This is a genomic window from Stutzerimonas stutzeri (assembly GCF_000935215.1).
Lineage (GTDB): Bacteria > Pseudomonadota > Gammaproteobacteria > Pseudomonadales > Pseudomonadaceae > Stutzerimonas.
In genome coordinates this window covers 1-9,208 of the sequence record NZ_JXXD01000195.1, presented here as the reverse complement: position 1 = coordinate 9,208, position 9,208 = coordinate 1, and the positions used below count along the sequence as shown (strand labels likewise).

The window sequence follows — 9,208 nt, the reverse complement described above, 5'->3', positions numbered from 1 at the left end:
GATCCGGGCGCGACCCGACGCAAGGAGGCGCCGGCCGGTCGGGGTGGTGCTTACGAGCAGGCCATGCAGCTGCTGGGTGTGCGTCCGGATACCGACCCGCAGCTGATCAAGCGCGCTTATCGGCGCCTGCTGAGCAAGCACCATCCGGACAAGCAGGCGGGGGCTGGTGCGAATGCCGCCCAGGTGCGCGACGCCACCGAGCGCACCCGCGAGCTGCACAGTGCCTACGCATTGATTCGCGAGCGCCGCGGCTTTCGCTGAGCGGGCGTCACTGTGGCGGCTTGCGCTCCAGCCAGCCCCGCACGCGACGCACCAGTTGTTCCTGTTCGGTATTGCGGTCACCGGTCAGACCTGGCAGTGCGACCAGGCGGTAGTCCGGGTGCCCGGCACGGCGCGCTGCATTGCGCCGTTGCAGTGCCTGCTGATTTGCGGCTGCTCCGGTGCCCGTATAGAAGTCGCCGATGGCGGCGGGTAGCGTTGCGAGATAGCTCTCCAGCGGCTGTTCCGCCTGCAACGGTGCGCGTGGATCGATCACCACCAGTTGCCCGACATCCTTTGGCTGAAGCTGTGCCAGGTACTGGCTCGCCCAGTAGGCGCCGGTGCCATGGCCGATCAGAACAATCGTCGACGCCTGCAGTGAGCGCGCATGCTCGATGGCAGCATCCAGGCGCGCCAGCATGCGCTCGGCATGAGTTGGGGGCGGCGTGTCCTGCTCGGCTTGTGTCGGCGTAGATTCGTCGTTGTCCGTGGCTGCCGTCTGCTCAGGCAGGTAGCCCGCCGAAGTGGTTTGCGCCGCGGCCGGCTGGGTATCGGTGGCGTCAGGCTCAGGGTTTTCTTCCGTTTCGGGCTTCTCTTCCGCAGCCGGGGCTTCTGGCGCTGGCGGGCGCGGGCCAGGGCTGAGCGCCGGATCAGCGGGTGTCAGGCTGAGGGTATGCCAGCCATGTTCGGGAAGGCCGCGCCGGAGCGGGCCGATTGCGCGTGGCCAATCGGCGGTTTCGCCTTCGCTCGGCATAATGACGAGCACGCCGCGGGCCTTCGCAGTATTGGCCGGGTGCCAGAGCGCGAGGAATTTGTCCTCGTCGCCGAGCTGCAGCTGGGCGGCGGCCTCGAGCTGTCGTTGCAGCCCTGCGGCCAGCGCCTCGCTACGGGTTTGTGGCGATGGTCGTGGCGTTGCTGCTGGCTCCTCCGCCGGTGCTTCCTGAGGCGCCTCCGGTTCCTGCGCCGCTGCGATGTACGGCACGCCGCCGCCAAGCGCGACGCCGAACAAAAGCACGAAAGCAGACAAGCGACGCATGGAATGTCTCCGCTATGGATGCCGGCACCACGCTGGCGCCGGCAGGGGTTATGCATTACAACAGCGTGTCGGCACGCCCATCAATTGCGTGAATATATGCTCGCCTTATACCTGCGTTTCCTTCTCCTCCTTGGCCTGACGCTGCCTTTCGCAGCTGGTGCCGTGTCGCTTGACGACGATAGCCGCGCCTGGCTGGAGCAGCATCCGGAGTGGCGGGTCGGGGTGGTGATGGGCGCGCCCTATGCCGAGTATGACCAGCGCCAGCGGCGCCTGTCAGGGTTTCATGTGCGGCTGATGGAGCAGCTGGCGACCGACCTCGGCGTGGGCCTGCAGTGGCGCCGCTTCAATGACGAGGCCGCGCTGGAGAAGGCCGCTCGGGAGGGCTTGATCGATGTGGCCCCCGGCTTACGGCAGACGCCGGCAGGCTTGCGGCTGTGGCGATATAGCGATCCCTTTCTGCGTATCCCGCGCCTGCTCGTCGGTGATCGTGGCGGCCCGCGTGCAATCGATCTTGAATATCTGCACCCGAGCGAGCTGGTCTCCGCCGTCGGGCCGGGGCCGATCACCGAGTTCCTCGCCAGCAACTATCCCAATATCACCGTGCTGACCGCGACCAGCCAGGACGATGCGCTGCGCCAGGTACTGGAAGCCAAGGCAAGCTATGCCGTCATTGACGAGCCCGTGTTCGGCCGCCTTTCGCAGCAGGTGGAGTACGACTCGCTGGCGGTGGTGGGTGATCTGGGCAACCCGCAGCTTCTGCGTATCGCCTCGCGGCGTGACAGCCCGGAACTTGCCGCCGTGCTCGAGGCGGCGATACGGCAATTTCCGGCGCGGGAATTCAGTCAGCTGCAGGAACAGTGGCTCAAGACCCGCAGCATTGATCTGGGTCGCGAGGTCAGCTACTGGCGCAGTCTCAGCCTTTTGCTCGGCGTGTTGTTGCTGGCCTGCCTGCTGATGCTGGCCTGGCAGCGCCATCAGCATGGCCTGCTAGAAAGCAGGCTGAAGACCGCCCGCCGCGATATCGAGCTGCGCGAGGCGGCCGAAGAAGCGCAGCGTTTGACGCAGTTTTGTCTGGATCACAGCACCGTCGGCATCCTCTGGCTCAACTGGGACAGCCGCGTGCGTTACGCCAACCAAGCCGCCGAGGTGCTGCTCGGGCATTCCTCCGGCGGATTGCTGGATCAGCCGCTGGAAACATTCGACCCGGCGCTGGGCATGGATGCCTGGCTGGCGCGCTGGCGCGCTGCCCGCACGGGCGAGGATGATCGCCAGGTACACGAATGCGAATGGCTGCGCGGCGACGGCCAGCGCTTTCCGGCAGCGGTCACGTACAGTTTTCTGCGCTTCGGCAGCCGTGAATATCTGGTGGTGTTTCTCGCCGACATTACCGAGCGGCGTCGCGCCAGCGCCCAGCTGCAGGAGAGCGAGGCACGTCTCAAGGCAATGGCTGGCAACGTGCCCGGGCTGGTGTTCCGCCTGGAGCGGGACGGGCCGCAGGAACCGGTGCGGGTGACCTATATCAGCGAAGCCAGTCAGCGCCTGGTGGGCTATTCCGCCGAGCGCCTGCTGCAGCCGGGGCTTGGCATTCGCAGCCTGGTGCACGCCGATGACGAGGCAGGCTACTGGGCCAGTCAACAACTGGCATTGGAGAAAAGCCAGGACTGGCGCTGGCAGGGGCGAATCCTCAATCGCGACGGCGAGGTGCGTTGGGCGGATATCCGCGCCTCCGTGCGCGGCCAGCCGGATGGCCGCCGGGTATGGGACGGCATCGTCTGGGATATCACCGACAACAAGCGCATCGAGCTGGAGCTGGATGCGTCGCGTGCGCAGTTGCGCGAGCTGGCCGCGCACCTGGAGACCGTACGCGAGGAAGAGAAGGCGCATATCGCCCGCGAAGTGCACGATGAGCTGGGCCAGGTGCTGACCGTACTCAAGCTGGAAACCTCGATGTGCGAGCTGGGCTTCGCCGACCTCGACCCGGCCCTGGCGCAGCGGCTGGAAAGCATGAAGCGGCTGATCGCCCAGCTGTTCCAGCGGGTGCGCGATGTCGCCACCGCGCTGCGCCCGCCGATTCTCGATGCCGGCATTGCCTCGGCGGTGGAATGGCAGGCGCGGCGCTTCGAGGAGCGCAGCGGCGTGGCCTGCCTGGTCGAGGTGCCGGAATGTCCGCCACTGCTGGGCAACGCCAAGGCCATCGGCCTGTTCCGCATTCTTCAGGAGTCGCTGACCAATGTGATGCGGCACGCCCAGGCGCAGACGGTCAGCGTGCAGTTACTCCTCGAAGGCAACATGCTCTGTCTGCGCGTCAGCGACGACGGTTGCGGTTTTCCTGTGGCCGCGCGCGGCGCCGGCAGTTCGTTCGGCCTGGTCGGCATGCGCGAGCGGGTGCAGATGCTCGGCGGGCAACTGATAATCGACAGCCAGCCCGGCGAGGGCACCACCATCACGGCGCGGGTTCCACTCGATCCGGTGCCACTTCCATCAGCCGCAAGCACTGGAGCATTGCCGTCATGATCAGGGTCATGGTCGCCGAAGATCACACCATCGTCCGCGAGGGCATCAAGCAGCTGATCGGCATGGCGCGTGACATGCAGGTGGTCGGCGAGGCCGCCAATGGCCAGCAGTTGCTCGATCAGCTGCGCCAGATCAGTTGCGACGTGGTGCTGCTGGATATCTCCATGCCTGGCGTCAACGGCCTCGAGGCGATACCGCGAATCCGCGCGTTGAGCCAGCCGCCGGCGGTACTGGTGCTGTCGATGCACGACGAGGCGCAGATGGCGGCGCGCGCGCTGAAGATCGGCGCGGCCGGCTACGCGACCAAGGACAGCGAGCCAGCGCTGCTGCTGACCGCCCTGCGCAAGGTGGCCGGTGGCGGTCGCTACATTGATCCGGCGCTGGCCGACCGCATGGTCTTCGAGGTTGGCCTGACCGATTCGCGGCCGCCCCACGCGCTGCTTTCCGAACGCGAATACTCGGTGTTCGAACGGCTGGTGCAGGGCGACTCTGTAAACGACATCGCCGGCAAGCTGGCGCTCAGCAGCAAGACCATCAGCACCCACAAGGCCCGCCTGATGCAGAAGCTGGCGGCGCATTCGGTGGCCGATCTGGTGCGCTACGCCATGGAACACAAGCTGGTCTGAGCACCAGCCACCGACCCGTCGTGTAGGGCGTTCCCTACACGCGACTCTCCCTCACGCCTAGGCCAATCGCTCCGCTGTACCGATTTTTCCGCCGCCGCTGCGCTTCTACGCTGTGACCACGGTTCAACGGTTACGCAGGTGCAGCAGCATGGTCGAGTCAACGGCGAACGATATCCTGGTGAGCTTTCGCGGCATCCAGAAGAGCTATGACGGTGAGTCGCTGATCGTCAGGGATCTGAATCTGGACATCCGCCGCGGAGAATTCCTCACCCTGCTCGGGCCGTCTGGCTCGGGCAAAACCACCAGCCTGATGATGCTGGCTGGCTTCGAAACGCCCACGGCGGGGGAAATCCTCCTCGATGGCCGGGCGGTCAACAACGTGCCACCGCACAAGCGCGACATGGGCATGGTGTTCCAGAACTACGCGCTGTTCCCGCACATGACGGTTTCGGAAAACCTGGCGTTTCCGCTCAGCGTGCGCGGCATGGCCAAGCCGGACATCAAGGAGCGGGTAAAGCGCGCCCTGGCGATGGTCCAGCTGGAGGGCTTTCGCAACCGCTATCCGGCGCAGCTCTCCGGCGGCCAGCAACAGCGCGTGGCACTGGCCCGGGCGCTGGTGTTCGAACCGCAGCTGGTGCTGATGGACGAGCCTCTGGGCGCGCTGGACAAGCAGTTGCGCGAGCAGATGCAGATGGAGATCAAGCACCTGCACGAACGCCTCGGCGTCACCGTGGTGTACGTTACCCACGATCAGGGCGAAGCGCTGACCATGTCCGACCGGGTGGCGGTGTTCCATCAGGGCCAGATCCAGCAGATCGAAGACCCGCGCACCCTTTACGAAAAGCCGGTGAACACCTTCGTCGCCAACTTCCTAGGCGAGAACAACCGCCTGCCGGCGCATCTGCTCGACCGCCGTGGTGATAGCTGCACGGTCAAGCTCGGCCGCGGCGAAACCGTCGAGGCGCTGGCGGTCAACGTCGGCGCGACGGGGTCGCCGGTCAGCCTGTCGATCCGCCCGGAGCGGGTGCTGCTTAACGGAGCCAGTGCCAACTGCCCGAATCGCTTCACCGGGCGCGTTGCCGAGTTCATCTACCTCGGCGATCACATCCGTATCCGTCTCGAGGTATGCGGGGTCAACGACTTCTTCGTCAAACAGCCGATCGCCGAGTTCGACAGCGCCCTGCGGGTCGGCGACGTGGTCCCGATCGGCTGGCATGTCGAGCACGTTCGTGCGCTCGACCCGCTGCAGGCGGCCTGAGGCAATGCCTGGAAAAAACCACACAACTGCATCAAGGAGCGAACTGGTATGAGCAACTACCTGAAACTGTCCGCGCTGGCGCTCGGACTCGTCTGTGCCGGGCAAGCGGCTGCCGAGAATCTCACCGCGGTGAGCTTCGGCGGTGCCAACAAGCAGGCCCAGGTCAAGGCCTTCTACGATCCGTGGGACGCGGCGGGGCACGGGCGCATCATCGCCGGCGAGTACAACGGCGAAATGGCCAAGGTCAAGGCAATGGTCGACACCAACAGCGTGTCGTGGAACCTGGTGGAAGTGGAGTCGCCGGAACTGTCCCGCGGCTGCGACGAAGGGCTGTTCGAGGAACTCGACCCGGGCATCGTCGGCAATCCGGATGATTTCGTCGAAGGCGCAATCCAGCCGTGCGGCGTTGGCTTCTTCGTCTGGTCGACGGTGCTGGCCTACAACGCCGACAAGCTGAAAAGCGCGCCGGCCAGCTGGGCGGATTTCTGGGATACCGAGAAATTCCCCGGCAAGCGCGGCCTTCGCAAGGGCGCCAAGTACACCCTCGAATTCGCGCTGATGGCCGACGGCGTGCCGGCCAAGGACGCCTACAAGGTGCTGGCCACCAAGGACGGCCAGAACCGCGCTTTCAGAAAGCTCGATCAGCTCAAGCCGCATATCCAGTGGTGGGAAGCCGGCGCGCAGCCGCCGCAGTTCCTCGCGTCTGGCGACGTGGTGATGAGCAGCGCCTACAACGGCCGCATTGCTGCCGTGCAGAACGAGAGCAACCTACAGATCGTCTGGAGCGGTGGCATCTATGACTTCGATTCCTGGGCCATCCCCAAGGGCGCGAAGAGCCAGGAGCAGGCACGCAAGTTCATCGCCTTTACCGTCGAGCCGCAGCAGCAGAAGGCGTATGCCGAGAACATCGCCTACGGCCCGGCGAACACCCAGGCCGTGTCGTTGCTGGATGAAAAGCGCCTGGCGCAGATGCCCACCGCACCGGAGAACATCGTCGACCAGGTGGCGATGGACGTGACCTTCTGGGCCGACTACGGCGAACAGCTCGAGCAGCGTTTCAACGCCTGGGCAGCACGCTGACCTGAGAGCCCCGCCGCATAGGCGGGGCCGGTCCCAGCCATCGGAACGAATCGCGGAGTCTTCATGGCCACAGCAATATCCCTGCCGGCGAACGAGATCGCCGAGCCCAATCTGAAACAGCGTCTGGCACGGGCCGAACGGGTGAACAAGCTCAAGTCGCAGGCGCTGATCCTGCCGCTGCTGCTGTTCGTGCTGCTGACCTTTTTGGTACCCATCGCCTCGTTGCTCTGGCGCAGCGTCGAGAACCCCGAGGTGGTGAACACGCTGCCACGCACGCTGGCGGCGCTGGCCGAATGGGATGGTCGGGGGCTGCCAGCGGATCCGGCCTATCAGGCGCTGGCCGAGGATCTGTATCAGGCGCGCCGTGAACAGAGCCTGGGCGATCTGTCCAAGCGATTGAACATGGAGCTGGCGGGCTATCGCAGCCTGCTGACCAAGACTGCGCGGGCGATGCCGTTTCGCGAGACACCGGCGTCCTATCAGGAGGCGCTGGAGGCGCTCGACGAGCGTTGGGGCGATCCGGCGTTCTGGCAGGTGATCCAGCGCAACGACAGTGCGGTGACCGGCTACTACCTGCTGGCCGCGCTGGATCACCGCATCGACGAGCTGGGTGAGCTGGCCAAGGTCTCGCCGGACCAGGCGGTGTATCTGGACATCTTCGCCCGCACCTTCTGGATGGGCCTGGTGATCACCTCGATCTGCCTGCTCTTGGCCTATCCGCTGGCGTATCTCCTGGCCAACCTGCCGGCGAGGCAGAGCAACCTGCTGATGATCCTGGTGCTGCTGCCGTTCTGGACCTCGATTCTGGTGCGCGTGGCGGCGTGGATCGTGCTGCTGCAGTCCGGCGGCCTCATTAATGGTGCGTTGCTGAAGATGGGTCTGATCGACGAGCCGCTGCAGCTGGTGTTCAACCGCACCGGCGTCTACATCGCCATGGTGCACATCCTGCTGCCGTTCATGATCCTGCCGATCTACAGCGTGATGAAGAACATCTCGCCGAGCTACATGCGCGCCGCGGTGTCCTTGGGCTGTCATCCGTTCGCCAGCTTCTGGCGGGTGTACTTCCCGCAGACGCTGGCCGGTGTCGGTGCGGGCTGCCTGTTGGTGTTCATCATCTCCATCGGCTACTACATCACCCCGGCGCTGCTCGGCAGCCCGAACGATCAGATGGTCAGCTACTTCGTAGCCTTCTACACCAACACCACCATCAACTGGGGCATGGCCACGGCGCTGGGCGGCCTGCTGCTGCTCGCCACCATGCTGCTGTACGTCATCTACAGCTGGCTGGTCGGTGCCAGCCGCCTGCGGCTGGGTTGACATGACGCACGTCGCGGCGCAGCCGCCTTTTCAGAGTCTTCATGCCGGGCAGGAGAACCTTTCATGCTGAGCCCCTATATGTCGCCCGTCGAACGGGCCTGGTACTACGCGCTGCGCATCCTCTGCGCGCTGGTGCTGCTGTTTCTGATCGTGCCGGTACTGGTCATCGTGCCGCTGTCGTTCAATTCCGGCTCGTTCCTCGTCTATCCCTTGCAGGGCTTTTCCATGCGTTGGTACGAGGCGCTGTTCAGCTCGGCCGACTGGATGCGCTCGCTCAAGAACAGCATGCTCATCGCGCCCGCCGCGACCTTTCTCGCTGTGGTGCTCGGCACCCTGGCGGCGGTCGGCCTGACCCGCGCGGAATTTCGCGGCAAGGCGCTGCTGATGACCATACTGATCTCGCCGATGGTGGTGCCGGTGGTGATCATCGGTGTGGCCAGCTACCTGTTCTTCGCACCGCTGGGCATGGGCAACAGCTACCTGTCGCTGATCCTGGTGCACGCGGTGCTCGGCGTGCCCTTCGTGATCATCACGGTCTCCGCGACGCTGCAGGGCTTCAACTACAACCTGGTGCGTGCTGCGGCCAGTCTCGGCGCCTCGCCGCTGACGGCATTCTTCCGCGTGACCCTGCCGCTGATCGCGCCGGGGGTAATTTCCGGCGCGCTGTTCGCCTTCGCTACCTCGTTCGATGAAGTGGTGGTGACGTTGTTCCTCGCCGGCCCGGAGCAGATCACCCTGCCACGGCAGATGTTCAGCGGCATACGGGAAAACCTCAGCCCGACCATCGCGGCCGCGGCGACGCTGCTGATCGGCTTCTCCATCGCCCTGCTGCTGACTCTGGAGTGGCTGCGTGGCCGTGCCGAGAAGCTGCGCACTCAACAACCTGCCTGACGGAATACGCACATGACTCTGCAACTTGGGCAACCCGATCTGTTGCGCCAAACCGCCTATCTCAACGGTGAGTGGTGCGAGGCCGACAGTGGCGCGCGCACCGAAATCTTCAATCCGGCCACCGGCGAGCTGATCGGCGCCGTGCCGAACATGGGCCGCGGCGAAACCCGCCGCGCCATCGAAGCCGCCCAGGCGGCACAACCCGCCTGGCGCGCGCTGACTGCCAAG

General features: G+C 65.3%; 9 protein-coding genes. 8 read left to right on the top strand and 1 reads right to left on the bottom strand.

The annotated features are described in order from the left end of the window. On the top strand, positions 1-261 hold a 261-nt coding region (locus LO50_RS18525), incomplete at its 5' end, for a DnaJ domain-containing protein (RefSeq protein ID WP_044315928.1). Positions 262-268: 7 nt separating this feature from the next. Here LO50_RS18525 and LO50_RS18520 read toward each other — a convergent pair. Then, complete coding sequence (locus LO50_RS18520) at positions 269-1,294, bottom strand: alpha/beta hydrolase family protein (protein ID WP_044315927.1); 1,026 nt, start codon at positions 1,292-1,294, stop codon at positions 269-271. Between the two features lie 96 nt (positions 1,295-1,390). On the opposite strand from LO50_RS18520, the gene LO50_RS18515 reads away from it, so the two are divergent. From LO50_RS18515 to LO50_RS18485, 7 genes are all read left to right on the top strand, one after another. Then, the gene (locus tag LO50_RS18515) at positions 1,391-3,808 is read left to right on the top strand and encodes a PAS domain-containing sensor histidine kinase (RefSeq protein ID WP_044315926.1); all 2,418 of its coding nucleotides are present in this window, start codon (positions 1,391-1,393) and stop codon (positions 3,806-3,808) included. Beyond that, positions 3,805-4,434, top strand: coding sequence for a response regulator (locus tag LO50_RS18510; protein ID WP_008568256.1), 630 nt, complete (start codon positions 3,805-3,807; stop codon positions 4,432-4,434). Before LO50_RS18515 ends, LO50_RS18510 begins: the two co-directional genes overlap by 4 nt. 148 nt (positions 4,435-4,582) lie before the next feature. Further along, complete coding sequence (locus LO50_RS18505) at positions 4,583-5,692, top strand: ABC transporter ATP-binding protein (protein WP_044315925.1); 1,110 nt, start codon at positions 4,583-4,585, stop codon at positions 5,690-5,692. Between the two features lie 48 nt (positions 5,693-5,740). Beyond that, on the top strand, positions 5,741-6,772 hold the full coding sequence (locus LO50_RS18500; RefSeq protein ID WP_044315924.1) for a polyamine ABC transporter substrate-binding protein: 1,032 nt from the start codon (positions 5,741-5,743) through the stop codon (positions 6,770-6,772). A 63-nt stretch (positions 6,773-6,835) separates the two neighbouring features. Further along, positions 6,836-8,089 carry an ABC transporter permease gene (locus LO50_RS18495; protein ID WP_041015136.1) on the top strand — a complete coding sequence of 418 codons (1,254 nt, stop codon included), beginning with the start codon at positions 6,836-6,838 and terminating at the stop codon, positions 8,087-8,089. Between the two features lie 63 nt (positions 8,090-8,152). Beyond that, positions 8,153-8,980, top strand: coding sequence for an ABC transporter permease (locus LO50_RS18490; RefSeq protein WP_015278322.1), 828 nt, complete (start codon positions 8,153-8,155; stop codon positions 8,978-8,980). An 18-nt stretch (positions 8,981-8,998) separates the two neighbouring features. Then, positions 8,999-9,208: aldehyde dehydrogenase family protein (locus LO50_RS18485; protein WP_425522004.1), on the top strand; the 210-nt coding region annotated here is incomplete at its 3' end.

Bases quoted from the DNA above. Each gene is read 5' to 3' on its own strand.
- LO50_RS18520 (WP_044315927.1), bottom strand. From the start codon at position 1,294: ATGCGTCGCTTGTCTGCTTTCGTGCTTTTGTTCGGCGTCGCGCTTGGC.
- LO50_RS18515 (WP_044315926.1), top strand. From the start codon at position 1,391: ATGCTCGCCTTATACCTGCGTTTCCTTCTCCTCCTTGGCCTGACGCTG.
- LO50_RS18510 (WP_008568256.1), top strand. From the start codon at position 3,805: ATGATCAGGGTCATGGTCGCCGAAGATCACACCATCGTCCGCGAGGGC.
- LO50_RS18505 (WP_044315925.1), top strand. From the start codon at position 4,583: ATGGTCGAGTCAACGGCGAACGATATCCTGGTGAGCTTTCGCGGCATC.
- LO50_RS18500 (WP_044315924.1), top strand. From the start codon at position 5,741: ATGAGCAACTACCTGAAACTGTCCGCGCTGGCGCTCGGACTCGTCTGT.
- LO50_RS18495 (WP_041015136.1), top strand. From the start codon at position 6,836: ATGGCCACAGCAATATCCCTGCCGGCGAACGAGATCGCCGAGCCCAAT.
- LO50_RS18490 (WP_015278322.1), top strand. From the start codon at position 8,153: ATGCTGAGCCCCTATATGTCGCCCGTCGAACGGGCCTGGTACTACGCG.